This window comes from Arthrobacter sp. CMU6 (assembly GCF_059090205.1).
The window spans coordinates 124,811-150,639 of sequence record NZ_JBNHFL010000005.1 but is presented as its reverse complement, the minus strand read 5'-3'; the positions used below and the strand labels follow the sequence as shown (position 1 = coordinate 150,639).

Below are 25,829 nucleotides of genomic sequence, written 5' to 3'. Positions count from 1 at the left end.
TGAGGATTTGTAGACAAGGTGGTCTGGCCGATTTTGCCATCTGACGACGAAAGGCCGCTTTATGGCACCAGCAGACCGTAATGGGTCAGCGGGAGGCATGTGACGATCAGCCTCTTCCCCGCCGGTCCTCGTTCTCCCGGCGGCAGCCCCCGCGCGGATCAAAAGGGCTCGGGCCCGGGAGGACGATGGTTTAGCTGGCCTACTACGGCAGGCAAATGTGCTTCGCCTCAGCGCGCTTCAGGGCCGCGAGCACGGGCAAATCATCTCGGAGCATGGTGTGCTGGTGCGGGAAGCTGGCATCCTCGCAGTCCAGAGCAAGCGACCAGCCGCTGCCCAACCGGATCAGCGACGCGTGCTTGACGTCGTAGTAGCCCTTCTTCATTCCGACAGCGATGCCGCGAGCACCCGCAGACGCTGGCAGCATGTGGAATTGAAAGCGGCTGGTCACCCACGTCTGGTTCTCGGAAAGCGGAAGGCCATGCGACCAGATGTGCAGGAACGGCAGGAGCCGCTCTTCCGGAATGAGGTCCGCCAGTTGCTCGTAGGCGACGCGGTCACTACCCGGTATGGCTTCGACGTAATAGGCGTCAGGGCCCTTGGCGGCGGCCTTTTGGACGGCGGTTCTCGCCAGTTGCGTGGCAGTCCCGAACCGTCCAGGAGCGGCTGTGGGGCGGGGGCGAAACGCTCGATTTCCCTTGTCGCACCGAGGAACGCATCATCCAGCCCCAGACCGATGCCGTACGCTGCTGCGCCGGCCGCATCCAGGGCTGCCGCAAGTCGACTATATGGTCCTGTCACACTGAAGCTGGTGTGGCGAAGGAGGCTCCGGCATGCTCACCAAAAGGTGCCCCCGGGCGCAGGGAACCCCGCCGCGGCTGTGAACGGGTCACTTGCCGGTGGCGGGGTTCCTGTTGCTGCCGGGTGCTGTTAGCCGATCTTGTTGGCGGCTTCTGCGTCGGAGAGCGGTGCTGCGCCGAGGTTGGCGCGGAGCTTGGCGCCGAGTTCGGCGTCAACGTTGGTCCAGTACTGGATGGCGCGTTCCTTGATGTCGGAGCGCTTCACGCCGCCCACGGCACCGGTGATGGTGTCCAGGAAGCGGGCCTTTTCGGCGTCGTTGTAGACCTCGCGGTACAGCGCGCCGGCCTGGACGAAGTCGCCATCCTCGGCGTGCAGGGAGTGCGCGGCGTGCGTCAGCTCGCCGTCGTTCTCCCAGCCGCCGCCAACAGCAGCCGGCTCAAGCGCAGCCGGGCCACCGAACGTGTTCGGTGCGTAGACCGGCACGGAAGGAGCGTTGAACAGGAAGCGTCCCGCGCCGTCCTGGCTGTAGTTGTTGACCTGGTTCTTCGGCTGGTTCACCGGGATCTGGGCGTGGTTGGTGCCCACGCGGTAGCGGTGTGCGTCGGCATAGGAGAAGATCCGGGCCTGGAGCATCTTGTCCGGGGACGCGGCGATGCCGGGCACGAAGTTCGACGGCGCGAAGGTTGCCTGCTCGATCTGCGCGAAGTAGTTCTCCGGGTTCCGGTTCAGTTCCATGGTGCCGACCTTGATCAGCGGGTAGTCCGCGTGCGGCCAGACCTTGGTCAGGTCGAACGGGTTGAACCGGTAGGTCTTGGCGTCCTCGTAGGGCATGACCTGAACGTGCAGGTCCCAGGAGGGCAGGTTGCCGGCTTCGATGTTCTCGTGCAGGTCGCGGATGTAGAAGTCAGCGTCCGAGCCGGCGAGGGCTTCGGCTTCTTCACCGGTGATGTTCTTCACGCCCTGGTTGGACTTGAAGTGGTACTTGACCCAGAACCGCTCGCCTTCGGCGTTGATCCACTGGTAGGTGTGCGAGCCGTAGCCCTGCATTTCGCGCCAGGAAGCCGGCAGGCCACGGTCACCCATCAGCCAGGTGACCTGGTGCGCGGACTCGGGGGACAGGGTCCAGAAATCCCACTGCATGTCGGCGTCACGCAGGTGCGTACCGGGCAGTCGCTTCTGGGAGTGGATGAAGTCCGGGAACTTGATGCCGTCGCGGATGAAGAACACCGGGGTGTTGTTGCCCACGAGGTCGTAGTTGCCCTCGGAGGTGTAGAACTTCACGGCGAAACCGCGCGGGTCACGCCAGGTGTCGGGGGAGCCGTTCTCGCCAGCAACGGAGGAGAAACGGATCAGCATCTCGGTCTCGACGCCGGGCTGCAGGAACGCGGCCTTGGTGTACTTGGAGATGTCCTCGGTGGTCTTGAACGTGCCGAATGCGCCGCCGCCCTTGGCGTGCACCACACGCTCCGGAACCCGCTCGCGGTTGAACTGGGCGAGCTTCTCCACGAGGTAGTGGTCCGTGAGGATGATCGCGCCGTCAGCGCCGACAGCCTTGGAGTGGGCGTCGGACGTAACCGGGGCACCCGACTGGGTCGTCGAAATGGCAGTCATTGTTCTCCTATTTCTTTGTTACTTGTCATTTACGTTTGCAGGAAGTTTTTGGGCCCGCTGGCACTCGCCGCAGATCCCCTGGTACATGACATCCGCGATCTGGATGGTCATGGGATGGGAATCCTCGTTCCAGTGCGGGGTCAGGCACGGGGCATGGCCGACAGCGCAGTCGACATCCTCAACCCGCCCGCAGCTGATGCAGATCGCGTGGTGATGGTTGTCACCCACCCGCGTCTCATACAGTGCAGGGGAGTGCGGAGGTTCGAACCTGCGCAACATATGCAGGTCCGTCAGATCACCCAGCACCACATACACGGACTGCGCCGTCAGTTCCGGCAGTTCCTCGCGTGCAGCCGCCAGGATGTTTTCCGCCGGGGAATGCGGGTGATGCTCGACGGCGGCCAGGACCGCCAGCCGCTGCTTGGTCACCCGTCGGCCGTGGGCACGCAGGGCCGCGGCCCATGCTTCGTGGCTTTCCGGGTGATCGGTCATGACACCATTGAAACACTTATTTTGACTAGATCACAATAAGGTAGGGCTAAGTTTTCGCTGAGGCTAGAGTTGCCGGGTGGGAAAACTTCTGGCTGACATCACTCCGCTGCGCGAGAGCCCGGATTTCCGGCGGCTTTGGCTGGGGTCGGCGGTCTCCAATGTGGGCAGCCAGCTCACCCTCGTGGCAGTGGGCCTGGAGGTATACCGGCTCACCCAGGACAGCCTGTACGTCGGGCTGCTGAGCATCTTTGCCCTGGTGCCGCTGGTGCTGGGCGGCCTGCTGGGCGGGTCCATCGCCGACTCCCACGACCGCCGGACTGTGGCGCTTCTGTCGTCCGCAGTGCTGTGGCTGACCACCGGCGGGCTTGCCCTCCAGGCCTGGCTGCAGGTGGGCAATGTGTGGCTGCTGTACGCCCTCGTGGCCGTGCAAAGCGGCGCCCAGGCGATCAACCAGCCTGCCCGCAGCGCCATCATTCCCGCGCTGTTGCGGAAGGAGCTCCTGCCGGCCGCCAACGCATTGAACATGGTGACGTTCGGGCTGTCCATGACGGCGGGACCGCTGCTCGCCGGCGTCCTGGTGGCCAGCATCGGCTTCGGGTGGACGTACACGCTGGATGTTGTCAGCTTCGTCTTTGCCTTCTGGGCCCTGCTGAAGCTTCCTCCCATGCCGCCCGGCAAGGAGGCGGGCCGGGCCGGAATGCGGTCCGTCGTGGAGGGCTTCCGGTTCCTGGGCACGCGGCCCAACCTGCGGATGACGTTCATCCTTGACCTCATCGCGATGATCCTCGCTCAGCCGCGTGCACTGCTGCCGGCCATCGGCGCCGTCATGATCGGCGGCGGGGAAACCACCGTGGGCATCCTGCTGGCGTCCGTGGCGGTGGGGGCCTTCCTCGCCGGCCTCTTTTCCGGGCCGCTTGGCGCGGTGCAGCGGCAGGGGAGTGCGGTGGCCTGGTCGGTCATGGGATGGGGCGCTTCTTTTGCGGCGTTCGGCCTCGTGGTGGTCCTGGCCGGGCGGTCCGACTCCGGCGGCGTGACCTTCTGGCTGGTTCCGGCGGCAATATGCTGCGGCCTGGCGGGCATCGCGGACTCGGTGAGTGCCGTCTTCCGCACCACCATCCTGCAGGCCGCGACCCCGGACCACCTTCGCGGCCGGCTGCAGGGAGTCTTCATTGTGGTGGTCGCGGGAGGGCCGCGGCTAGGCGACATGCTGGCAGGCGGCGGCACTAAAATTCTTAGTGAGGGCTGGGTCCTGTTGCTCGGCGGCCTCCTGTGCATTGTGGTGGCCTGGACGGTGGCGCGGTGGCAATCCGGCTTTCTGAAGTACGACGCGCGGAATCCCGTTCCGTAGCGGCGGTGCCGGTTCCGACTTCTGAGCTGTGGAGGAAAAATTGCACAATCACCACAACGGGCTGAAAACGGCGGCGCTGTTCGGCGTGCTGTGGGCGATCCTGCTGGGCCTCGGCGCGCTTATTGCCGGCAATACCCGCAGCTCGGCCCCGATCCTGATCATGGCGCTGATCGGCCTGGGCACCACAGCCTACGGCTACTGGAACAGCGACAAGATCGCGCTCCGGTCCATGCAGGCCTACCCCGTCTCCGAAGCCCAGGCGCCACAGCTTTACCGGATGGTCCGGGAGCTGTCCGCCCGCGCCAACCAGCCGATGCCGCGGATTTACGTCTCACCCACCATGACTCCCAACGCCTTCGCCACCGGGCGGAACCCGCAGAACGCGGCCGTCTGCTGCACGGAGGGGATCCTGCAGCTGCTCACCCCGCGGGAACTGCGGGGTGTCCTCGGCCACGAGCTCATGCACGTCTACAACCGCGACATCCTGACCTCGTCCGTGGCGGCGGCGGTGGCCGGCGTCATCACCTCGGTGGGGCAAATGCTGCTCTTTTTTGGCGGCGGGGACAGGCGCAACTCGAACCCGCTGGCCCTCATCGCCATGGCGCTGCTGGCACCGCTGGCAGCGTCCCTGATCCAGGTGGCCATCTCGCGCACCCGGGAGTACGACGCCGACGAGGACGGTTCGCAGCTCACCGGCGATCCGCTGGCGCTCGCCTCCGCCCTGCGCAAGATCCACCAGGGGGTCCAGGCCGCGCCGCTGCCGCAGGACCAGCGGCTGGTCAACGCCTCGCACCTGATGATCGCCAACCCGTTCCGCGGCGGCGGGCTCAGCAAGCTGTTCGCGACGCACCCCCCGATGCAGGACCGCATCAGCCGCCTGGAGCGGATGGCGGGCAGGCCGATTAGCTGACGGCCGCCGCCGTACTTCCCGCCGCTGAAGTATCCGCTGCCGCCGGAGCCAGCGAGCGGGCGTAGCAGACGGAGAGCCGTTCGCCCGCGTACGGCCCGAAGTTGTCGATCCGGCGGTAGCCCTCGCGCTCGTAGAAGCGGATGGCGTCGGGCTGGGCTGTGCCGGTTTCCAGTTTGAGTTCGCTCAGGCCCAGGCGGGCGGCCTCGGCTTCGAGGCTTCGCAAAACCGCCGTGGCGGCTCCGCTTCCGCGGTAATCGGGCAGCACGAACATCCTCTTGATCTCCGCGGATGCGGCGTCCAGCCGGCGCAGGGCGCCGCAGGCGACGGCCGTCCCTTCGCCGTTCCGGGCCACCTGGAACACAGTGATGTCCTCGGCGGTGGGAGCTGCACCGGGCTCGTGGTCGTCGGAACCGTACCGGGCGTCCAGCTCGGCGCGCTGCATGCCGCGCAGCCGGGCGCCGTCCTCGGTATCCCACGGCTCGGGAGTCACAGAGTACTTCACGGGATTCCTCTCTTCGGCTCGGGATGCACAGACGGACTGGCGGCACCCGAAGGCGGGTGCCGCCAGTCCGTTGCGTGCCGGTGAAACCTCTAGCTGCGGAAGTTGACGAACTGAAGGTCTGCCTCGTCAAAGTCCTTCAGCAGGGCCATGGTGGCCTGCAGGTCGTCGCGGGACTTGGACGTGACGCGGAGTTCGTCGCCCTGGATCTGGGACTTGACGGACTTCGGGGCTTCGTCGCGGATGAGCTTGTTGATCTTCTTGGCCAGGTCCTGTGCGATGCCTTCCTTGATGGAGGCCTCCAGCCGGAATTCCTTGCCGGACGCGTAGGGCTCCCCGGTGTCGAGGGACTTGAGCGAGATCCCGCGGCGGATCAGCTTGGACTGCAGCACGTCGAGGACGGCCAGGACGCGCTCTTCCGAGTTCGCCTTCATCAGGATCTTTTCGCCGCTGAAATCGACCTCGGCGCCAACACCCTTGAAGTCATAGCGCTGGGCGATTTCCTTCTGCGCCTGGTTCAGCGCGTTGGCCACCTCCTGCTTGTCTACCTTGCTTACGACGTCGAACGTGGACTCGCCTGCCATGACTCTCCTTTGCTGGTGCATGCGTCGCCCGGGCGGTGAGGCGCCGGGCAGGTGGATATCTGGATTCCAGCGTAGTACGGATGGCAAGGATGTGAAGGTGGGCGGTATTCACAGTTCACTCATAGCCGAGTCATGGCGGGAACGAAGTTTTGGCGCCCGGAGTTGTAGCAGTTGGAAGCCGCTCGGAAGGAAAAGTAATGACCCACAAGGCCGTCCGCTACGTCACCAAGTCAACCGCCGCAGCCGCCTCATCGGTGGCCGCCGCTGCTGTGGCGGCATCCATCATTCTCAGCCCGGTCGCTGACGCCTCCACCCGGCTTGAGGGAGTGCAGGCGGATCTTCAGCGGGCGGTGCAGCTCAACCAGATCACCGAGGAGCAGGCGCTGCGGTTCGAGGCCAAGCTTGCCGGTCGGATCCTCGGCGAAGCCTGATTTTCCGCGCAGTTTCGGCCCGCTGATCCCCGATTTTATTCTTCGGCAGAAGTTCTGTAAGGTTGTCTTGCCGCGGTGATGGAAACAAAGCTGTGGTGATCTTCTTTTGAAGTTCGGCAGATTACCCGAGCGGCCAAAGGGGGCTGACTGTAAATCAGCTGGCAACGCCTACGGGGGTTCGAATCCCTCATCTGCCACATTTGTGATGAGTCGAGACATCCTTCACGGATGAGTCGGGTCGTCGGTTACACCCCGGTCTTCGGACCGGGGTGTTTTTCTTGGTATGCGCTGGTAGTCCGGGTTATAGGATAAAACGTGTGTAAATCCCGGGCGTGTCATGAGCGTCCTGCCCAGCCTATGCGGTGCCAGCGGTCTTCGTCGGCGCTGAGTCCGGTGCAGTAGAGCTCGGGGCCGGGGGCCTTAGTTCTCGTCAGGGCCTGTCCTGGCCGTAACAATGCCTTGCCGGCATCGGTCCTGGGCCGACCAGTCAGGTAAGTGCGCACGTTGCGCTGGACGTGGACCAGGCAGTGCTGCACAGCGGTTTCGGACCAGCACCCGGACAGGGCCGCCGCGATCCCGGATCCGCCGTTGGTGACCACCACCCGCGGGGCGGGGAAGCGTTCGAGCAGCGCCGCCCACGCGGCCTTCATTCTCGGTGTCACACCACTGCCGACCCTGCACATAGTCACCGGCAACAGCGATGAGACAGCACCACGCATCCACGTAGATCGCGTCGACCTGGATCTGGCCGTGGATCTCCGCGATGACCGGGGTCCGTGGGGCGACGTTCCAGCACCATGCCGTGCGCCGACGAACGATCGGGCCGTGCCGAACGAAGCACTCCTTGCCTGGGTCGAGGTGCCCATCAACCAGCCAAGGAACGCCTCCAGCTCCGCGCGGCGACTCACATCAGGGAATTCGCCCGCCACCACTGGGAACCAAGGCAATCCCATACACACGTTTTTGTCCTATAACCCGGTAGTCCCGGGGTCGATGGTGAGTTCGCGGCTGATCTCTCCGGTCGTTGTGTTGTATTGCTAATGGGGACGCGGCGGCATGCAGGAGCATCAGGACGTGTTTGCCGGCGTAGGCCGCCGACCCCGACGTGGTGAAGCCGGCGGGCATAGCGGAGACTGCGTTCCCGAAATGGTCGACGTATCGGCGCCAGTGGTGAATCCATTTTCACATTTACGCAGTAGTACTCAATGGCGCAGTAGCACTCAGAGCGGCCACTGAGAGTGGGCCACCGCGGCCGCTGACTTGGCTCGGCGAAGGCCTGCTCTAAGGTAGTGCCCGGACATGCCCGGCTACCGGATCATTCGGGGAATGTTTTGGAGAACCCAGAACCAGACCCCGGAATTACAGTGGCAAATAAAGTTGGGACCATTCAGGCCAGCGGGGTCGACGTCCCGGAAATATACTTTGGAGCTACGGTCCGGATGAGACCTGCTTCCACGACGGGCAACGGAGGATGGGGGAAGGGTGACGCTGCCGTGGCGGGCGGGCGACACGGTCCAGCGTCGAAGGGGGCGGCTGCGCTCGAGGGAGCAGCCACAATGCCGCTAGCTGCTGTCCGGACCACAGTGGTGTTGGCGCCAGAGCATGCACCAGGGTGAGTCGCGCTCGCGGGTTTTCTGAACTGAAATTACAGGCTCGAATGCGGGCCACCTGGAGCCTGGTGCTATCGTTTTGATTCATCTGGAAACCCCTGAATCACTGACTGCCGCGCGTCCGCATGTTGATGATCTTGACTCGCCAAGTCCCGATTCGGATATGGGAATGGGATTGTGGCGGATTCCCACACCTTGTCACTGTATTAAGTTCCCACACCTTGTCACTGTATTAAGGATGAGGCACGATCTCTAACGTGCCGCCCCCAGCAAGCTGATTCTAGGGGAATTTGGGGCCGGCTAGCACGCGTAGGCACTACGCGTTTTTTTTGGCTGAGGTACTTGTTTCGGCTCCTTTTGCGCAGATTGTTTTGTCCCCGCCGAGGAGACAGACACAGTAGTCCTCCGCCCGGAACCGGATTCGCAAACTGCCGGTCAGTTCAGCGCAATGACAAGCATCTGGGTGGTGCCCGGAATGCAGGTTTGCAGGACTGCCCGGGGGAACCCGCCGAACACCGCGGCGACGTCGTTGGTGGTGCCGGGGTTTGGCACCTGGCTCCGAGCCGAGACCCGGTAGGAGCCGTAGCCCGGAATGGCGACGCGCTCACCGACGCTGATTCCCGAGAACCGCGCCCAGCCGCCACAGAAGTCGTGCTCGGTGATGAAGAGCGAGTATCCGTCGGTGGGTGTGAAGTGGATAGGTCCGATGCAGCTGTCCACCATCGCCTGGCCGCCCGCACCTGCCACGTAGATGGTCCGCACCGTTGGAGCCGGTGCGGGCGCTGGGGCCGGCGCGGGCATCGGTGCCGGTGCGGGTGCCGGAGCGGGAGCCCGTGCCGGTGCAGACACGGCCGGTCCGCTGAGTTTGAGCATCTGGCCCGGAAAAATGATGGAGCTGGGTCCAAGGCCGTTGGCTGCCAGCACACCGCTGGTGCTGACATTGAAGCGTGCGGCGATGGAACTGACGGTGTCGCCGGCGGCCACCCGGTAGGTGGTGGGCTTGGGCGCGGGGGCCGGCGCAACCTTGCGGACGGTTGCGCTTTTCACGGGTGCTTTCACTGCCGCCTTGGCTGGTGCCGTGGCTGTCGCCTTCGGTAGCGGCTTGGCAGCCGGCTTCGAAGGTGCTTCTGCCGGCGCTGTTGTGGCGGGTGCTGCAACGACCGCCTCGGCCGCCTTCGCCGCCGCCCCGGCGGGCGCGCCGGCGGTCGGTGCGGCGGCGGACGAAGCCGCGGGCTTCGGCTGTTCGACGGCGGCCGGTTGGCCGACGGCGGCAGCCGGGCTCCCGCCGTCGGCCGCCACCAGCGCGCTGACGCCCGCCCCGGCCGCCCCGGCCGCCAGCAGGGCAGCGGAGACCGCTGCGGATATGAGCAACACCCGGCCAGCGGGCCTTCCGGCCAGCGGTCCGTGCCTGCCCCGGCGCGGATTGACGAAGCCTTCCGCTTCCGGCTCCCGGCCGTTCAGCTTCGCTGTGCCCAACTTCGCTGTGCCCAACTTCGTCGTGCCCAGCGTCCCTGTACCCAGAGCCAATGCCGGGTGCGGCGGATCGTTGTCCTGGCCGGAAGTGATCGGGGGATCTGGCGTCTCCTGATGGTTCATGGCGGACCTTTGATTCGGGCGCAGGCGGTGTCCGGAAGCGCGTCGGACGGTGACGCGCAGACACAGGAGTCGCTCGTGTCCACAGGGCAGAGCACGGCATATGGGGCGCATTACCGCTATTCATGAGTGCTGCACGTCCGCGAACGTGCCGGCCCCAGCCTGAGTCGAGTGTAGGAAGCGCCACACGGGTGCCGCACGAGTAGGGGATACCTGTTTTTCCGGGAACGGGCACTTGTTTCCCCCGCATGGGACAGGCTGCGCGACGCGCTGCATGAGCGAGCGGGGCCTGGCGGGCGCACTGCGGGCAGAATATTCCCGGTGACGCGGGGAGCGAACAAGGCCCTGGCGCGCGGGACTTACGGCCACGGCTCGCGTACGGTTGAACCATGGCTACCGTTGACATCACAGGTGAACAGTTCGCATCGACCATCGAGGGCAACGACATTGTCCTGGTGGACTTCTGGGCCGAATGGTGTGGCCCCTGCCGCCAGTTCGCCCCCACGTACTCCGCGGTATCGGAAAAGCACCCGGACGTCGTCTTTGCGAAGGTGGACACGGAAGCGGAGCAGCGGTTGGCAGCGGAGGCGGGCATCTCCTCGATTCCCACGCTGATGGCCTTCCGCGAGAAGGTGCTGGTCTTCTCACAGCCGGGTGCCCTGGGCGCCCCGCAGCTCGAGCAGGTCATCGACGCCGTCAAGGCCCTCGACATGGAGGAAGTCCACGCCCATGTGGCCCGCTCCCAGGCCGAGGCCGCCGCAGCAGCGGGCAACAGCAGCAAGGGCTCCGGGCCCCAGGACGGCTCGCAGATCCCCGACTTCTAATCTTCAGCTAAACGCAACGTGGGGACACTTCGCGCCCAATAACCTCGGTTCGTTGGGCGCGAAGTGTCCCCACGCGTTGCTTTATGTAAATGTCCCCACGCGTTGCTTTATGTAAAGGGGACTAGAGGCGTTCCACCTGGACGGGTTCGGCCAGGAGGGCGCTGAGCGATTCATTCAGGTCCTGCAGGGCAATGCCCTTGGAGTGCGCGTCGAGGGCCTCCTCCGACTCCCACCGTTCTGTCAGGACCAGCTTCTCCTCCGTCGCCTCGGTGAGCTCATAGCGGATGCAGCCGGGCTCGTTGACTACCTCGTCAATGGCGATTTCCAGGGCGAGCTTCACGCGGAAGAACTCGCCGTCGTTGGGGATGAACGTGGCCTGCAGGTCGATGGGTGCACTCATGGATTTCACAATACCGGCCGGCGCGAGTGCGCCCGGACCCGTTACGCCAAACGGGCCGGCCGGATTGCTTCTCTAGCACCGGGCGGCTTGATAGCGTGCCATCATGCGCGCTTACACCGCCGGGGACGCGGACGTCCCCCTGCTCGAGGAGACCATTGGCGAGAACTTTGAGCGCGTGGTGGCGCAGTTCCCCCTGCACGATGCGCTGATCGAGGCTGCCGCCGTGCCGGGCGCGGACGCCCGCCGGTGGAGCTACACCAAACTGAACGACGACGTCGACCGTCTTGCCCGCGGCCTCCTCGCCCTGGGCGTCGCGAAGGGTGAGCGAATCGGCATCTGGAGCCCGAACTGCGCGGAGTGGACCATCCTGCAGTACGCCACGGCGAAGATCGGCGCGGTCCTGGTCAACGTGAATCCGTCCTACCGCAGCCACGAGCTGGAGTTCGTGGTGCCGCAGAACGGCATGCGGATGCTCGTCATGGCGCCGTCGGACCGGAACAGCGACTACGTGGGGATGGCACGCCAGGCGCTCGCCGGGTGCCCTGACCTCCGCGAGCTGGTGTTCCTGCCGGATTTTGAATTGGACGGGCTCGACGCCGGCGTCCCCCTGGGTGAGCAGGAGCTCACGTACGCTGAGCTGCTCAAGCGGGCGGACGCCGTCGGGCATTCCGAACTGAAGGCCCGCATGGCAGACCTCGGTCCGCACGATCCGGTCAATCTGCAGTACACGTCCGGAACCACGGGTTTCCCCAAGGGCGCCACGCTGACGCACCACAACATCCTCAACAACGGGTATTCCATCGGCGAGTTGCTGGGCTACACGGAGCATGACCGGGTGGTGATTCCGGTGCCGTTCTACCACTGCTTCGGGATGGTGATCGGCAACCTGAACGCGCTCAGCCACGGTGCCGCGACGATCATCCCGGGACGCGGGTTCACGCCGGCCGCCACGCTGGAGGCGGTGCAGGATTTCGGCGGCACCTCCCTGTACGGGGTTCCCACCATGTTCATCGCCGAACTTGCGCTGCCCGACTTCGCCTCCTATGACTTGTCCACGCTCCGCACCGGGGTGATGGCCGGCTCGCTGTGCCCCATCGAGGTGATGAACCGGGTGATTTCCGAGATGAACATGAAGGACGTGGCCATCTGCTACGGCATGACCGAGACGTCACCGGTGTCCACCATGACCCGCACCGGGGACACGCTGCAGCAGCGGACGCAAACCGTGGGGCGGACCATGCCGCGGCTCGAAAGCAAGATCATCGACGCGGCCGGGGAGGTGGTGGAGCGGGGCGAGATCGGGGAGCTGTGCACCCGCGGCTACGCCGTCATGCAGGGGTACTGGAACCAGCCGGACAAGACTGCCGAAGCGATCGACGCCGACGGCTGGATGCACACCGGCGACCTGGCCCGCATGGACGACGACGGGTACGTGGTGATCGAGGGCCGGATGAAGGACATGGTGATCCGCGGCGGCGAGAACATCTACCCGCGCGAGATCGAAGAGTTCCTCTACACGCATCCGTCCATCCAGGATGTGCAGGTGATCGGGGTGCCGGATGCCAAGTACGGGGAGGAACTCATGGCCTGCATCATCCTCAAAGCCGGCGCGGCACCCCTGGACGAAGCGGCGGTGGCCGAGTTCTGCCGCGGCAAGCTGGCGCACTACAAGGTTCCCCGCTACGTTGAGGTCCGCGACAGCTTCCCCATGACGGTGTCCGGAAAGATCCGCAAGGTGCAAATGCGCGAGGAAGCCGCCGCGCGGCTGGGCCTCTAGCGCGGACGGACAGTGCGGCCCTGCCCGGGGGCTTAAGTGTACGTTCGCGCCTGTCAGTGGCGGCGGTGGTCCTGGATGGTCATCCGCGGGCCGAAGGTGGGTTTCCGGAAGCCGCTTAGACCCAGCATGCGGACCACCCGCTGCCGGTGCCCCTTCCACGGTTCCAGCAGGGCCAGCATGCCGGCGTCGTCCGTCCGCCGTCCGGTGAGCGCTGCTCCGACGTATGCGGCCAGGTGGTAATCACCCACCGCGATGGAGTCGGGGCAGCCGTGCGTCCGCTGCACCACTTCGGCGGCCGTCCACACGCCGATGCCCGGGATGGTCTGCATTTTGGCGGCCGCCTCTGCCGCCGGGAGGGACGCCAGGCGTTCAAGGGCGACGGCGGAGCGCAGGGCGCGCATCACAGTCGCCGACCGCTGCGGGCCAACTCCCGCTTTGTGCCACTCCCAGGAGGGAATGCCGAGCCATCCCTCAGCGGTGGGCCGGACCAGCAGCCCGGGAGGTGCGATGGTACCGGTGCCGGGGGCAGGCGTTCCGTGGCGGTACATCAGGTACCAGAAACCACGCCGCGCCTCGATGACGGTGACTTTCTGCTCCAAAATGGTGGGCACGAGCGAGTCAACCATCCGCCCGGTGGACGGGAGCCGGACGTCCGGGTTCCGGCGTCGGGCCTCACGGACCATGTGGGGGAGCGTCAGGGAGAAGGAAGGCGCGTCGAACGACGACCAGTCGTCACCGGCGCCGAGGAGCCGGGGAACGCCTGCAAGGGCAGCGCCTGAGCCGGGGCCCCAGGCCTGGGCGTCGATGCAGGGGCCGCCGTTGCCGTCCGGCGCGAATCCCGCCGGACCGTCCACAGTGAGCCGCAGCGTCACCGGTCCCTCCGGCGTCGTGAACGCCATCCACAGCCCGTTCGGCCGCGAGGAGAAGGAGGGGTCACCATTGCCGCGCATCAGAATGCCCAGGGTGCGGTGCAGGTCATACGGACCGCCCGGATGCCACCTGAGGGACGCATCCGCCGCGGCTGCCAGCCGGGCGGGGGCGTCAGCAATGGTCATACAAACATCGTCCCACGCCGGGCCGACAAACTTGCCGCCGGTCCCGCCGGAAGGGTTTCCCCGGGCCCTTATCCGGGGACGGTGCCCGGGTCTACAATCCCGAGTGTGGCGCGGGTCCGCCGCGTCCCTTTCCTTCGAGTTGTAGGTGATCGCAATGGGTGGAGTGGTGCATTTTGAAATCCCCGCGGACGACCAGGACCGAGCGAGGAACTTCTACAATCAGGCCCTCGGCTGGCGGATCGACCCCATGCCGGAGATGGACTACAACGTGGTGATCACCACGCCGATGGACGAGAAGACAGGCAGGCCCACGGAGCCGGGCGCCATCAACGGCGGCATGATGGCCCGGGACGGGGAGCTGACCACGCCCGTCATCACCGTGGACGTCGAGGACATCGATGAGACCCTGCGGACGGTCGAGCAGCTGGGCGGTTCCGTGGTGAGGGCCAAGGAGACCATCCCGGGCATGGGACACTACGCCTACTTCAAGGACACCGAGGGCAACATCCTGGGGCTTTGGGAGAACCTCCCCGCTGATGCCGGCGGTGCTTCCGGCTAATGCCGCCGGGGCTGGCGCGTGCCCGCGCGGGTCCCGTGGTCCAAGACGGTAAGTTGGTACCCATGAAGTACGCCCAGTCTGTCCTGGACCTCATCGGCAACACCCCGCTCATCAAGCTCAACCACGTCACCGAGGGCATCAAGGCCACGGTCCTCGTGAAGCTGGAATACGTGAACCCCGGCGGATCCATCAAGGACCGCATCGCGGCCAAGATGGTCGAGGAAGCCGAGCGCGACGGCAAGCTCAAGCCCGGCGGCACCATCATCGAACCCACCTCCGGGAACACCGGCGTGGGCCTTGCCCTGGTCGCCCAGCAAAAAGGGTACAAGTGCATCTTCGTGGTGCCAGACAAGGTGGGCGAGGACAAGCGTGCCGTCCTGGAGGCCTACGGCGCGGAAGTGGTGGTGACGCCCACCGCCGTCGAACCTGACAGCCCGCAGAGCTACTACGGCGTGTCTGACCGCCTGGTCACCGAGATCCCCGGCGCCTACAAGCCGGACCAGTTCTCCAACCCCGCGGCGCCGCTGAGCCACTACGAAACCACCGGCCCGGAGATCTGGCGGGACACCGACGGCAGGGTGACGCACTGCGTCATCGGCGCCGGAACCGGCGGCACCATCACCGGCACCGGCCGCTACCTCAAGGAGGTGTCGGCCGACCGTCCGGAGTCCGCCGGCGGCCGGGTCAGGATCATCGGGGCAGACCCCGAAGGCTCTGTCTACTCAGGCGGCACCGGGCGCCCGTACTTCGTGGAGGGCGTCGGCGAGGACATGTGGCCCGCCAACTACGACAAGTCGGTCCCGGACCAGGTTCTCGCCGTGAGTGACGCCGACTCCTTTGAAATGACCCGGCGCCTGGCCCGCGAGGAGGGCCTGCTGGTGGGCGGCTCCTCCGGCATGGCAGTGGTGGCAGCCCTGCGCACCGCCCGGGATCTCCCCGAGGACGCCGTGGTGGTGGTGATCCTGCCCGACTCCGGCCGCGGCTACCTGGCCAAGATCTTCAACGACCAGTGGATGCGCTCCTACGGCTTTCTTTCCGGCGGCGAGGAAACATCCGTGGGCGAAGTCATCAAGTCCAAGACGGGCGAGCTGCCGGACCTGGTGCATATCCACCCGAACGAAACCGTCCGCGACGTCATCAACATCATGAACGAGTTCGGCGTCAGCCACATCCCGGTCCTGTCGGCGGAGCCGCCCGTGGTGATGGGCGAAGTGCTGGGCGCCGTGGACGAACGGAGCCTGACCGCCAAGCTGTTCCGCGGCGAGGCCAGGCTGACGGACAAGATCGCCGAGCACATGGGGGACAAGCTGCCGGTGATCGGCTCGCTCGAAACCATCTCGGCCGCCCGCGAGCTGCTCTCCGACGTCGATACCGTGATGGTGACCTTCGTCGGTGCCCCCATCGGCATCCTGACCCGCCACGACCTCCTCGCGTACCTCAGCAACTAGACCCGTGGGCTGAGACTGTCGGTCCGGTGGTTGAGCCTGTCGAAACCTTGATCTCGACAAGCTCGATCAGCGGTGACAAGCTCGGCCAGCCTCGAAAGGATTTTCATGTCTGCCTCTGAAAACCAAGGATTCAACACCCGCGCCGTGCACGCCGGCCAGGATTTCGAGCCCCGCACCGGCGCCGTTGTTCCGCCCCTGCACTTCAGCTCGACCTATGCCCAGGACGGCATCGGCGGGCTGCGCGACGGCTACGAGTACGGCCGCGGCACCAACCCCACCCGCGACGCCCTGCAGGAACAGCTCGCCGCCCTCGAAGGCGGCACGCACGCCTACTCCTTCAGCTCGGGCCTGGCTGCCGAGGACTCGCTGATCCGCGCACTGACCCGGCCGGGCGACCACATCGTGCTCGGCAACGACGCCTACGGCGGAACGTACCGGCTGATCAGCCGCGTGCTGGGCGAGTGGGGCATCGGCAACACTCCCGTGGACATGTCCGACCTCGACGCCGTCGCGGCCGCCGTCGCCGCCAACAAGACCCGCTTCGTCTGGGTGGAGACGCCGTCCAACCCGATGATGAAGATCACGGACATCGCGGCACTGGCCAAGGTGGCGCACGACGCCGGGGCCCTCCTGATCGTCGACAACACCTTCGCGTCGCCCTACCTGCAGACTCCGCTCGCCCTGGGCGCCGACGTCGTGGTCCACTCCACCACCAAGTACATCGGCGGCCACTCCGACGTGGTGGGCGGTGCGATCGTGGTCAAGGACGCCGGCCTGGCCGAGAAGATCGGCTTTGTGCAGTTCGCCGTTGGCGCCATTTCCGGCCCCATGGACGCCTTCCTCACCACGCGCGGGCTCAAGACCCTCGGCGTGCGCATGGACCGGCACAGCGACAACGCGCAGGCCGTGGCCGAATGGCTCCTGGAACGCCCCGAGGTGGAAGCGGTCCTGTACCCGGGCCTGCCCTCGCACCCCGGCCACGAGCTGGCCAAGAAGCAGATGAAAAAGTTCGGCGGCATGATCTCGGTGCAGTTCAAAGGCGGCGAGGCCGCTGCCCGCAAAGTGGCCGAATCGACGTCGGTCTTCACCCTGGCTGAATCGCTCGGCGGCATCGAATCGCTGATGAACTACCCCTCCGAGATGACGCACGCCTCGGTCAAGGGCACCGAACTGGCCGTCCCCCTGAACCTGATCCGGCTCTCCTGCGGCATCGAGGACGTCGAAGACCTCATCGCCGACCTTGAGCAAGCCTTCACGCACATCCAGTGACGGCCTCCGCGCAGACGCAGGAAGGCGCCGGCACCCGGCAGGAAACCGGCAGCCCGGGTAAAGCTCGCCGCCCCCTCCTCGGCTGGCTCGCGACGGCGGGCGGTGCTGCCGCCGTCGTCCTCGCTTTGGTGTGGCTGTACGCCGGGTATGCCCCGGCCATGAACGACTTCGAGGTCTACTACTACGGCGGCACCAAGGTGCTGCAGACCGGCGAGGCCGGCATCAGCGAGCTGTACGCGCCCCGGGACGGGCTGCCGTTCACCTATCCGCCGTTTGCCGCGCTGCTGTTCGCCGGCCTGGCCACCATGAGCCTGGGCCAAAGCGGGCAGCTCTTCATCTGGGCCGCGCTGGGCGGGGCCGCGGTGGTCTCCGCCTGGCTTGCCCGGCACTACTTCGGGATGACCCGATGGCGGGACGCCTTTGCGGACTGGCGGTTCCGGACCGTGGCGCTGGCCGGGACCGGGGCCATCGTGCTGCTGGGGCCCTGGCGGGACACCTTCGTGTTCGGGCAGATCAACATCATCCTGATGGGCCTGATCCTGGCCGACTTCGCGCTGCACGGAAAATCCCGGGCCGGCGAGATCCGCTGGCCCGCCGGCCTGCTGATCGGGATCGCTGCCGGCATCAAGCTGACACCACTCGCGTTTGGCCTGTATTTCCTGGTGCGCCGCGATTTCAAGGCCCTGGCCTGGATGGCGGCCGGCTTCTTCGGCTCCATCGCCGTGGCCTGGGCCGCCCTGCCGCACGCCTCCGTGACGTTCTGGACCAAAATCCTGCCCAACACCGGGCGAATCGGCGACCCGGGGTACGTGGACAACCTGTCGCTGAAGGGCCTGCTGCTCCACTTCGGCCTGCCGGATTCGGGATTCACCAGCCTGCTCTGGCTGGTGCTCGCGCTGGCCCTGGCCGGACTCACTGCGCTGGTGATCCGGTGGGCGGTGGCCGTGGAGGAAAACTTCGTGGCGGTGTCCGCGACTGCCGTGCTCATGCTCCTGGTCAGCCCGGTCTCGTGGTCCCACCACTGGGTGTGGATCGCGGTGGCACTGCCGTCGATGGCCTTCGCCATGCACCGCGTTCCCTCCCGGACCGGCCTGATGCGGCTGGCCGGCTGGCTGGTGGTGGCGGCATCGGCCGTGGCCTTCTACCTCGCGCCCAAGGACCTTGCGATGGCCGCCGGGGCCGAGGTATGGGGCGTGAACCCCCGGACGCAGTGGCCGCTGATGGTCTCCAGCCAGGGCGTGCTGTGCGGCGTGGCCCTGCTGGTGTACTGGGCCGCCGCCTACCGGCCCTCACGGACAGGGATCCGCTCCTATCGTTAGAGCCTAGCTTTCTTGAAGAAAGTCAGCTATGGTCGCTGCATGGCTCTCCGCTCCGACTGGTCCCAGCGCAACTGCAGCATGGCCCGCGGCCTGGACATTTTCGGTGACCCGTGGGGCATGCTGGTCCTCCGCGAGGTCTTCTTCGGCAACGGCCGCTTCGACGCGATGAAAACGCGCCTCCAGGTGGCTGACTCGGTCCTTACCCGGCGGCTTGCCTCCCTGGTGGAGTCGGGTTTGCTGACAAAACAGCCCTATGACGACGGCGGCCGCACCCGCCAGGAGTACGTCCTCACCGCCAAAGGCGAGGACGCCCTGCCAGTGCTCAACGCCGTCGTGATCTGGTCCGAAAAGCACCTGCAGGCGCCGTCGGAGCAGGCCCACATGTACGTCGTCCACGCCACCTGCGGGCAGCGCACGGGGTCGGCCGACACCTGCACGGAATGCGGTGAACGGCTCACCGCGGAGAACACCAGCTGGCACAGCCTGACACGCAGCGAGGAACCATTCCGGCTGGCGACGGCCCACAAGCACACCGACAAACCAGCCGCCCGCGTTCAAGGCGGCGGAGAAAAAGGAACAGCCGCATGAGCACCCCCGAGGAGCCCCGGGTTTTTGTCCGGATATCGCGCCCTGAAGGGGCATTAGAGGACGATATCTGGACAAAAACTCCGGAGGAGACAGGCGCTGGCAGCCAGGAGCCGGAGAATGGGCCGAAGAAACGGCGGCGCCTGCACCCGGCGTGGACCGTGGCGGCGGTGGCGTTCCTGGCGCTCGTGGGCGCCGCCGGGTTCCGTGCCGCGCCCGGGGTGCTCATGGTGCCGCTGCAGCAGGAGTTCGGCTGGTCCACCACGGTGCTGTCGGCCGCGGTCAGCATCAACCTCGTGCTGTTCGGGCTCACGGCTCCGTTCGCCGCGGCCCTCATGGAAAGGTTCGGCATCCGGGCCGTCACGGCCGTCGCGCTCGCTCTGATCGGCGCCGGCAGCGCCCTGACCGTGCTGGTCAACCAGTCCTGGCAGATCCTCCTCACGTGGGGCCTGCTCATAGGACTGGGCACAGGTTCCATGGCCTTGGTGTTCGCGGCCACCATCGCCAACACCTGGTTCACCAAGAGCCGCGGCCTGGTGATCGGCATCCTCACCGCCGGCAGCGCCGCCGGCCAGCTGGTCTTCCTGCCGTTCATCGCGATGCTCGCCCAGGACCCGGGCTGGCGCCAGGCCTCGCTGCTCATCGCCGCCGGGGCGCTGGCCGTGGTTCCGCTGGTGCTGAAGTTCCTGAAAAACTCACCGGCCGACGTCGGGGTGTTGCCTTACGGCGCCGAGGAACCGTCCGGCTCGGCCGAAGGAACGACGGCGGTTGCCCCTGCCGGGGCAGCGAACGGAAGCGCCGCCGGCGATGCGGCTTCGGAACCCCGCCGCAACGCCGCCGTCCGCGCCCTGCAGGTGCTGCGGCGCGCCAGCAGGAACCGCACGTTCTGGGCGCTCGCGGCCGGGTTCGCCATCTGCGGCGCCACGACGAACGGGCTGATCGGCACCCACTTCATCCCGTCCGCCCACGACCACGGCATGCCCGAAACGACTGCCGCCGGCCTGCTCGCCGCCGTCGGGATCTTCGACATCCTGGGCACCATCGCCTCCGGCTGGCTGACCGACCGGTTCAACCCGCGGATCCTGCTGGCCGTCTACTACCAGTTCCGGGGGATCGGGCTCCTGGTGCTGCCGCTGCTGCTGGGCTCGTCGGTCCAGCCCAGCATGATCGTGTTCGTCGTGATCTACGGCCTCGACTGGGTGGCCACCGTTCCGCCCACCGCCGCGATCTGCCGCCAGGTGTTCGGTGCCGACGGCAGCGTGGTGTTCGGCTGGGTGTTCGCGGCGCACCAGCTGGGCGCCGCAGCAGCCGCCCTGGCCGCCGGGGCCATCCGCGACGCCACTGGCCACTACACGTATGCGTGGCTGGGCGCCGCCGCGATGTGCACCATCGCCGCGGTTATTAGTGCCACCATCCGCAAGGACGCCGGACGGCCAAAGCCCGCAGCGGTGGCAGTTGCTTCAGTAGACTGAGCGGGGCGCCCTCGGGCGCGGCTCTTGCGGCAGAACGCGCTACGCGTCCCGGAGGCGCTCAAAGCCTGACTACAGCTGGGGGACACTGGATGGCACTGCTTACTGCCCGAACCAAGGATGATGGACCCGCTGGCCGGGGCGATCATTCAGCGGAACCGCGCCAGTCTGCGGAACTGCGGCTGGCTTCGGGACCGCGGCTCGGCGGCCGCTGGCCCGCGCTCGCCGCCCTCGCCGGTCTCGAACTGGTAGCCCTGCTGGCCCTACTCGCCGCCGCCGTCTTCGTCGCGTCCCGGCTGGACGCCTGGGGCGACAAGGGCCTGGACTTCAGCGTCTACTGGTACGGCGGCAAGATCCTCAACGACGCCGGCCTGGCGCCGTCGGGCCTCTACCAACCAACGGTGAACTGGGCAGGCGGGCCGGAACTGCCCTTCACCTACCCGCCGTTCGCAGCGCTGCTCTTCAGCCTGTTCGCCAGGCTGCCGCAGGCCACCGCGCTGCTGCTGTTCAACGCCGCCGGCGTGGCGGTGGCCGCCTGGGTGGCCGCGCTCGGCGTGCGCTACTGGAACAGCAAGCCCGGCTGGCGGAGCACCTTTGCCTCCCCGACCTTCCGGTCCGCGCTCAACCGTCTCGGCGCCGTCGTGCTTTTCCTGGCTGTCCTGAACCTGGGGCCGTGGCGCGAAACCCTGGTCTTTGGCCAGATCAACATCCTCCTGCTGGGGCTGATGACGGCGGACCTGCTGTCCCGCAGCCCGCGTTGGCGGAACGGCGTTCCCGGCAGCGGCTTCCTGGTGGGGGTGGCGGCCGGCATCAAGCTCACGCCCCTGGTCTTCGGCCTGTACTTCCTCATGCGCAAGGACTGGCGCGGACTGCTGAACATGGGCGCCGGCTTTGCCTTCACGGTGCTGCTCGGCGGGGTGCTCCGCCCGGCCGAATCCCTCAGCTTCTGGCTGCAGATACTTCCCGACACGTCCCGGATCGGCGGCGCCGGCTACGTGGACAACCTTTCCATCAAGGGCGCACTGCTGCACTTCGGGATTCCGGCGGACGCCGTGAACGTGCCCTGGCTGCTTCTGAGCCTGCTGGTTGTGGGTCTGGGCGCCGCCCTCATCAGGACCGCCAGCAGCCAGGGAGCCAGGGTGGTGGCCATTTCCGCCACCGCCCTCACCATGCTGCTGGTCAGCCCCGTCTCGTGGTCGCACCACTGGGTCTGGATGGCGGCAGTGCTTCCGGCGTTCGCCTGGACGCTGCGCGAAACTCCGCAGCGGCACCGGCTCTCGCGCTGGGCAATGGGCGCCGTCCTGGGCGTGTCCACGGTGGTGTTCCTGTTCTCGCCCAAGACCATCGGCACGGTCCTGGGCGCAGAAAACCTCGACCTTCAGACGCCGGTGCCGTGGATCATGGCCTCCAGCGCCGGGGTGTTCTGCGCGCTCGCCATCATGGTGTGCTGGCTCGTTGTCCTCCGGCGCGACGCCGTCGCGGAGCTGGCGGAATGAGCACCGCACTGGTTACCGGAGTCGGCCGCCTCGCCGGAATCGGCGCGGGGATCGCCCGCCAGCTGGCCGCCGATGGCTGGGACCTGGTGCTGACCTACTGGCAGGACTACGACGCCCGTATGCCCTGGGGAATCCAGCCGGACGACGTCGGCCGGCTCACCGCCGAACTGGAGGCCATCGGTTCCAGGGTGGTGGCGCTGCCCGCCGACTTCCAGGACCCGGCCGCTGTGGACCGGCTCATGGCAGAGGCGGCAGCGCAGGCTGGGACGCTCCAGGGCATGGTGCTCAGCCACGCCGAATCCGTCGACTCGGGCATTCTGGACACCACCCTCGAAAGCTTTGAGCGGCATTTCGCCGTGAACACCCGTGCCAGCTGGCAGCTGATCCGCGCCTTCGCGCAGCAGGCAACGGACGACGGCGGTGCGATCGTCGCGCTGACCAGTGACCATACGGCGTTCAACCTGCCGTACGGTGCGTCCAAGGGCGCGCTGGACCGGATCGTGATCGCGGCGGCGCGTGAGCTTGGACCGCTCGGTATCAGTGCCAATGTGCTGAATCCCGGACCCGTGGACACCGGCTGGATGGATGACCAGACCCGCGAAGGGCTGGCCCGGCACCAGCCCGGAGGCAGGCTGGGCACCCCCGCCGACGTGGCGGGAACGGTGGCTTTCCTGCTGTCCCCGGCAGGCCGCTGGGTGTCCGGCCAGCTCATTAAGGCCGACGGCGGGTTCTCGGCCTAACGCATTTGGCGGCAGAGCCGCTGAGGTCAGCGCTGCTTCTGGTAGCTAGAACGGGGTAGTGCCGCGCATCCGGCGGGGGCGCCCGTCCGGGTCCACTACCAGGCGGTTTGCAGCCTCCGCCCAAAGACGATGCAGGGGCGGCACGGGTTCTGGCGTGTGGTGCCGCACATGGCCCCCGGGGCGTGGCGAGCGGCGCCCGGCCCTGTGCCAACGGTCCAGGGCATCGGCGGCGGCGTTCCACAGTTTGAGCCCGTGCGCCGGGTCTTGGAGCTGGGGGTCATTCTGGTCCAGGCCGAGGTGTTCAGCCCAGAGTTGGAGCCGCAGCCTGGCGGCCAACGGCCGGGAAGCGCCGGGGTCTGCGTCGGAGTCCGAGTCTGCGCCGGGCGGTTCCCCGTGACCGGCAGACGTGTCGATCACAGCGCAGGTGAGCTCGCTGTCAGTGGTCCAGGACCGACGGTTGAAGTTGTCCGATCCGCAGGTGAACCAGGTGTCGTCGATGATGCAGATCTTGGCATGGACATAGATGGGAGTCCCGGCGCTGTTTTCCAGGTCAAACACCCCGACTCTGTCGGGTGCAGCCTGGCGCATCCTGCTGATCGCCCGCATTTGCCCCACCCGCTTGGGCGGCCCTCCGAGAAAACCGTCAGAGTCCGGGTAGCGGGGCACGACGGCGATCACGTTCAGTTCGGGGTTATGTTCGAGGGCCGCCGCGATTCCGGCCGCAACCTCTTCCGACCACAGGTACTGGTCTTCGATGTAGATTAGCGAGCGGGCCCGGGCAAAGGCTTTCGTGTAGGCCCGGGCAACGCTCCGCTCACCTTTGGGCGCGAACGGGAACGGCGGATGCTTCATTCCGTAGGTGCGCAGCAGCTGCACCGCGTGAGGTCCCGCAGGTGGTGGGGGCGGCGCGGTGGCTGGGAGCGGTTCGGGGTGCCGGGGCATATCGGCCAGGCGTTGCAGCAGCATCCGGTACGGTGTGCGATGGTCCAGGGGATGGGGGTCATTCCACCGTTCGGCGAACAGATCCAGCACGTCCGCCACAACCGGGCCGCGCAGCTCGAGCGCGGCATCGTGCCACGGAGGCCGTTTCCCGTACCGGGGATCCATATCCACCGCCTGCGGGTCTCCCGCGTGTTCGGCGTCGTCCCGGCGGCTGTGGGAAAGGTCGATTCCGCCAACGAACGCAACATCCCGCGACGGGTCGTCCCGCGGGCGGATGACGAATAGTTTCTGGTGATGGCAGCCGAAGAGGCGCACACGCTGATCCAACAGCACCTCGCCGCCGGCGTCATTGATCTGGCGGCTGAGGAGCTCATTGGACCGGTTACTCATGGGGGCAGCTATGCGCTCTCCGTGGGACCTCCAGATCAGGCCGCGCACTTCCACTCCCGCCCGGGCTAACCGCGCCAGCAATTCGCCGATCGCCGGCCCGTCCGCCGTAAGCCGTTCGTCGGAATCACCACGCCAGTCGGTGAACCACACGCGGTCTCCGGCATTCAGAGCCGACAGCTCCTCAAGCAGCCGGGCGAAATAGGTCGCCCCATGAATCAGGGGCCGCACGAGGTTGCCCTCCGACCAGGCCGGGGATTCGGCACCGCCCGCGTGCACGTCGGTGGCTGTGTTCCCCCGCTCAGCGCCACTCAAGAACCAGGCACCGGCACTACTGTCCACTCGATGTTCCCCGGTCATTCCGATCCTTCCCAAGGCCAGGAAATCGTCAGCGTCGGCCATGTGCCCAGTATGCTCCCGGCAATGCGGCCCCAGCGAGACGAGAGCCAAACGTTGGGCTCACCGGAACGCCGGGAGCCCGGTGATGTGCTGGCCGAGGATCAGGGTGTGCACCTCGTCCGTTCCTTCATAAGTCCGCACCGACTCAAGGTTGGCGGCATGCCGCAGGGGCGAATAGTCCAGCGTGATGCCATTGCCGCCCAGAATGGTCCGGGCCTCCCGCGCCACCTTGATCGCCTCGCGGACGTTGTTCAGCTTGGCCAGCGAGATCTGTTCCGGGCGGAGCCGGCCGGTGTCCTTGAGCCGGCCCAGGTGCAGGGCCAGCATGGTGCCCTTCTGGACCTCGGTCAGCATGTTCACAAGCTTCTCCTGCGTCAGCTGGTAGCCGGCCAGCGGCTTCCCGAACTGCAGGCGCTCCATCGAATACCGCAGCGCCGCCTCATAGGAATCACGGGCCGCGCCCATGGCACCCCAGGCGATGCCGTACCGTGCCTCGTTGAGGCAGCTGAACGGGCCGCTCAGTCCCCGGGCACCCGGCAGCAGCGCCTCCGGACCCAGCCGGACGCCGTCGAACGTCACATCGCACTGGATCGAGGCGCGCATGGACAGCTTCCGCCCGATCGGCGTGGCGGTGACGCCCGCCGTGCCAGCAGGCACGAGAAACCCGCGGACGCCGTCGTCGGTCCTTGCCCAGACCACCAGGACGTCGGCGACGGAGGCGAGCCCAATCCAGCGCTTGGCGCCGTCCAGGACCCAACCGGCGTCCTCGCCCGTCCCGTCCCGCCGCGCGGCGGTGGTCATCGACGACGGGTCCGAGCCAGCCGTCGGCTCGGTCAGCGCGAAACAGCCGATCACCTCGCCGGCGGCCATGCGGGGGAGCCACTCCTGTTTCTGGTCCTCGGAGCCCCACTTGTGGATAGCGCTCATCGCCAGCGACCCCTGGACCGAGACGAACGTACGGATTCCGGAATCACCGGCCTCCAGCTCCATGGCCGCCAGGCCGTACTCGACGGCGGACCGGCCGGGACAGCCGTAGCCCTCCAGATGCATGCCCAGGACGCCCAGTTCACCCAGCTGCGCGGGCAGGTGGAGAGGGAAGACACCCTGCTCGTACCAGTCCGCGATGTCGGGGCGGATCTGCTGGTCGGTGAAGTCCCGGATCCGCTGCCGCAGGGCCAGCTCATCCGGGGTCAGCAGGGAATCCAGGGCCAGGACATCCGAAGGGTCCGGGAGGCCGTACTCGGCCGAAGCTTCCGCAGGATCAAGGGCGTCATTGCTCATTGC

The 25,829-nt window shown here is 66.8% G+C and carries 24 protein-coding genes and 1 tRNA gene; 14 read left to right on the top strand and 11 right to left on the bottom strand.

The features are described 5' to 3' along the window. Positions 1-202 precede the first annotated feature (202 nt). From AC5RWD_RS05365 to AC5RWD_RS05355, 3 genes are all read right to left on the bottom strand, one after another. On the bottom strand, positions 203-424 hold the full coding sequence (locus AC5RWD_RS05365) for a hypothetical protein (protein WP_494019019.1): 222 nt from the start codon (positions 422-424) through the stop codon (positions 203-205). A gap of 503 nt (positions 425-927) precedes the next feature. After that, positions 928-2,409 (bottom strand): catalase, encoded by a 1,482-nt coding sequence (locus tag AC5RWD_RS05360; RefSeq protein ID WP_306925094.1) that lies wholly within the window; start codon positions 2,407-2,409, stop codon positions 928-930. A gap of 18 nt (positions 2,410-2,427) precedes the next feature. After that, positions 2,428-2,901 carry a Fur family transcriptional regulator gene (locus tag AC5RWD_RS05355; protein WP_102973871.1) on the bottom strand — a complete coding sequence of 158 codons (474 nt, stop codon included), beginning with the start codon at positions 2,899-2,901 and terminating at the stop codon, positions 2,428-2,430. Positions 2,902-2,977: 76 nt separating this feature from the next. Here AC5RWD_RS05355 and AC5RWD_RS05350 point away from each other — a divergent pair, with 76 nt between their 5' ends. Continuing rightward, entirely contained in the window at positions 2,978-4,249 is a 1,272-nt protein-coding gene (locus AC5RWD_RS05350; RefSeq protein WP_494019018.1) for an MFS transporter, read from the top strand. Positions 4,250-4,289: 40 nt separating this feature from the next. Then, on the top strand, positions 4,290-5,159 hold the full coding sequence (htpX, locus tag AC5RWD_RS05345; RefSeq protein WP_494019017.1) for a zinc metalloprotease HtpX: 870 nt from the start codon (positions 4,290-4,292) through the stop codon (positions 5,157-5,159). Here htpX and AC5RWD_RS05340 read toward each other — a convergent pair. Continuing rightward, entirely contained in the window at positions 5,152-5,661 is a 510-nt protein-coding gene (locus AC5RWD_RS05340) for a GNAT family N-acetyltransferase (protein ID WP_494019016.1), read from the bottom strand. The two genes, htpX and AC5RWD_RS05340, sit on opposite strands and share 8 nt — an antisense overlap. A gap of 89 nt (positions 5,662-5,750) precedes the next feature. Then, the gene (locus AC5RWD_RS05335; RefSeq protein WP_306925085.1) at positions 5,751-6,242 is read right to left on the bottom strand and encodes a YajQ family cyclic di-GMP-binding protein; all 492 of its coding nucleotides are present in this window, start codon (positions 6,240-6,242) and stop codon (positions 5,751-5,753) included. Between the two features lie 197 nt (positions 6,243-6,439). Between AC5RWD_RS05335 and AC5RWD_RS05330 the strand changes: the two genes are divergently transcribed. Further along, positions 6,440-6,673, top strand: coding sequence for a hypothetical protein (locus AC5RWD_RS05330; RefSeq protein WP_494019015.1), 234 nt, complete (start codon positions 6,440-6,442; stop codon positions 6,671-6,673). Positions 6,674-6,788: 115 nt separating this feature from the next. Then, positions 6,789-6,870: transfer RNA gene (locus AC5RWD_RS05325), tRNA-Tyr, on the top strand. A gap of 138 nt (positions 6,871-7,008) precedes the next feature. On the opposite strand, the gene AC5RWD_RS05320 is transcribed toward AC5RWD_RS05325, so the two are convergent. After that, positions 7,009-7,335 carry a transposase gene (locus AC5RWD_RS05320; RefSeq protein WP_494019014.1) on the bottom strand — a complete coding sequence of 109 codons (327 nt, stop codon included), beginning with the start codon at positions 7,333-7,335 and terminating at the stop codon, positions 7,009-7,011. 1,383 nt (positions 7,336-8,718) lie between these two features. Further along, positions 8,719-9,879: a LysM peptidoglycan-binding domain-containing protein gene (locus AC5RWD_RS05315; protein ID WP_494019013.1), complete on the bottom strand. Its 1,161-nt coding sequence runs from the start codon at positions 9,877-9,879 to the stop codon at positions 8,719-8,721. Positions 9,880-10,265: 386 nt separating this feature from the next. On the opposite strand from AC5RWD_RS05315, the gene AC5RWD_RS05310 reads away from it, so the two are divergent. Beyond that, positions 10,266-10,700 carry a thioredoxin family protein gene (locus AC5RWD_RS05310; protein WP_494019012.1) on the top strand — a complete coding sequence of 145 codons (435 nt, stop codon included), beginning with the start codon at positions 10,266-10,268 and terminating at the stop codon, positions 10,698-10,700. 121 nt (positions 10,701-10,821) lie between these two features. On the opposite strand, the gene AC5RWD_RS05305 is transcribed toward AC5RWD_RS05310, so the two are convergent. Beyond that, positions 10,822-11,100 carry a putative quinol monooxygenase gene (locus AC5RWD_RS05305; RefSeq protein ID WP_003804267.1) on the bottom strand — a complete coding sequence of 93 codons (279 nt, stop codon included), beginning with the start codon at positions 11,098-11,100 and terminating at the stop codon, positions 10,822-10,824. A gap of 103 nt (positions 11,101-11,203) precedes the next feature. On the opposite strand from AC5RWD_RS05305, the gene AC5RWD_RS05300 reads away from it, so the two are divergent. Further along, on the top strand, positions 11,204-12,877 hold the full coding sequence (locus tag AC5RWD_RS05300; RefSeq protein WP_494019011.1) for an AMP-binding protein: 1,674 nt from the start codon (positions 11,204-11,206) through the stop codon (positions 12,875-12,877). A gap of 53 nt (positions 12,878-12,930) precedes the next feature. Here the strand turns inward: AC5RWD_RS05300 and AC5RWD_RS05295 are convergent, their stop codons facing one another. Continuing rightward, complete coding sequence (locus tag AC5RWD_RS05295; RefSeq protein WP_494019010.1) at positions 12,931-13,932, bottom strand: DNA-3-methyladenine glycosylase family protein; 1,002 nt, start codon at positions 13,930-13,932, stop codon at positions 12,931-12,933. A 154-nt stretch (positions 13,933-14,086) separates the two neighbouring features. Between AC5RWD_RS05295 and AC5RWD_RS05290 the strand changes: the two genes are divergently transcribed. The 8 genes from AC5RWD_RS05290 (at position 14,087) to AC5RWD_RS05255 (ending at position 22,817) form a co-directional block, all read left to right on the top strand. Next, a complete protein-coding gene (locus AC5RWD_RS05290; protein ID WP_494019009.1) occupies positions 14,087-14,491 on the top strand; it encodes a VOC family protein in 405 nt (134 codons plus the stop codon). 62 nt (positions 14,492-14,553) lie between these two features. Continuing rightward, a complete protein-coding gene (locus AC5RWD_RS05285; protein ID WP_494019008.1) occupies positions 14,554-15,939 on the top strand; it encodes a cystathionine beta-synthase in 1,386 nt (461 codons plus the stop codon). A 105-nt stretch (positions 15,940-16,044) separates the two neighbouring features. After that, complete coding sequence (locus AC5RWD_RS05280; RefSeq protein ID WP_494019007.1) at positions 16,045-17,208, top strand: cystathionine gamma-synthase; 1,164 nt, start codon at positions 16,045-16,047, stop codon at positions 17,206-17,208. Next, positions 17,205-18,527: a glycosyltransferase 87 family protein gene (locus AC5RWD_RS05275; protein WP_494019006.1), complete on the top strand. Its 1,323-nt coding sequence runs from the start codon at positions 17,205-17,207 to the stop codon at positions 18,525-18,527. The genes AC5RWD_RS05280 and AC5RWD_RS05275 overlap by 4 nt, the downstream gene beginning before the upstream one ends. Positions 18,528-18,566: 39 nt before the next feature. Beyond that, on the top strand, positions 18,567-19,115 hold the full coding sequence (locus tag AC5RWD_RS05270; RefSeq protein WP_494019005.1) for a winged helix-turn-helix transcriptional regulator: 549 nt from the start codon (positions 18,567-18,569) through the stop codon (positions 19,113-19,115). After that, complete coding sequence (locus AC5RWD_RS05265) at positions 19,112-20,584, top strand: MFS transporter (protein WP_494019004.1); 1,473 nt, start codon at positions 19,112-19,114, stop codon at positions 20,582-20,584. Before AC5RWD_RS05270 ends, AC5RWD_RS05265 begins: the two co-directional genes overlap by 4 nt. 89 nt (positions 20,585-20,673) lie before the next feature. Continuing rightward, complete coding sequence (locus AC5RWD_RS05260; RefSeq protein WP_494019003.1) at positions 20,674-22,077, top strand: glycosyltransferase 87 family protein; 1,404 nt, start codon at positions 20,674-20,676, stop codon at positions 22,075-22,077. Beyond that, positions 22,074-22,817: an SDR family oxidoreductase gene (locus tag AC5RWD_RS05255; protein WP_494019002.1), complete on the top strand. Its 744-nt coding sequence runs from the start codon at positions 22,074-22,076 to the stop codon at positions 22,815-22,817. Before AC5RWD_RS05260 ends, AC5RWD_RS05255 begins: the two co-directional genes overlap by 4 nt. A gap of 45 nt (positions 22,818-22,862) precedes the next feature. On the opposite strand, the gene AC5RWD_RS05250 is transcribed toward AC5RWD_RS05255, so the two are convergent. Then, the gene (locus AC5RWD_RS05250; RefSeq protein ID WP_494019001.1) at positions 22,863-24,548 is read right to left on the bottom strand and encodes a phospholipase D family protein; all 1,686 of its coding nucleotides are present in this window, start codon (positions 24,546-24,548) and stop codon (positions 22,863-22,865) included. Between the two features lie 57 nt (positions 24,549-24,605). Beyond that, positions 24,606-25,826: an acyl-CoA dehydrogenase family protein gene (locus AC5RWD_RS05245; RefSeq protein WP_494019000.1), complete on the bottom strand. Its 1,221-nt coding sequence runs from the start codon at positions 25,824-25,826 to the stop codon at positions 24,606-24,608. Positions 25,827-25,829 lie beyond the last annotated feature (3 nt).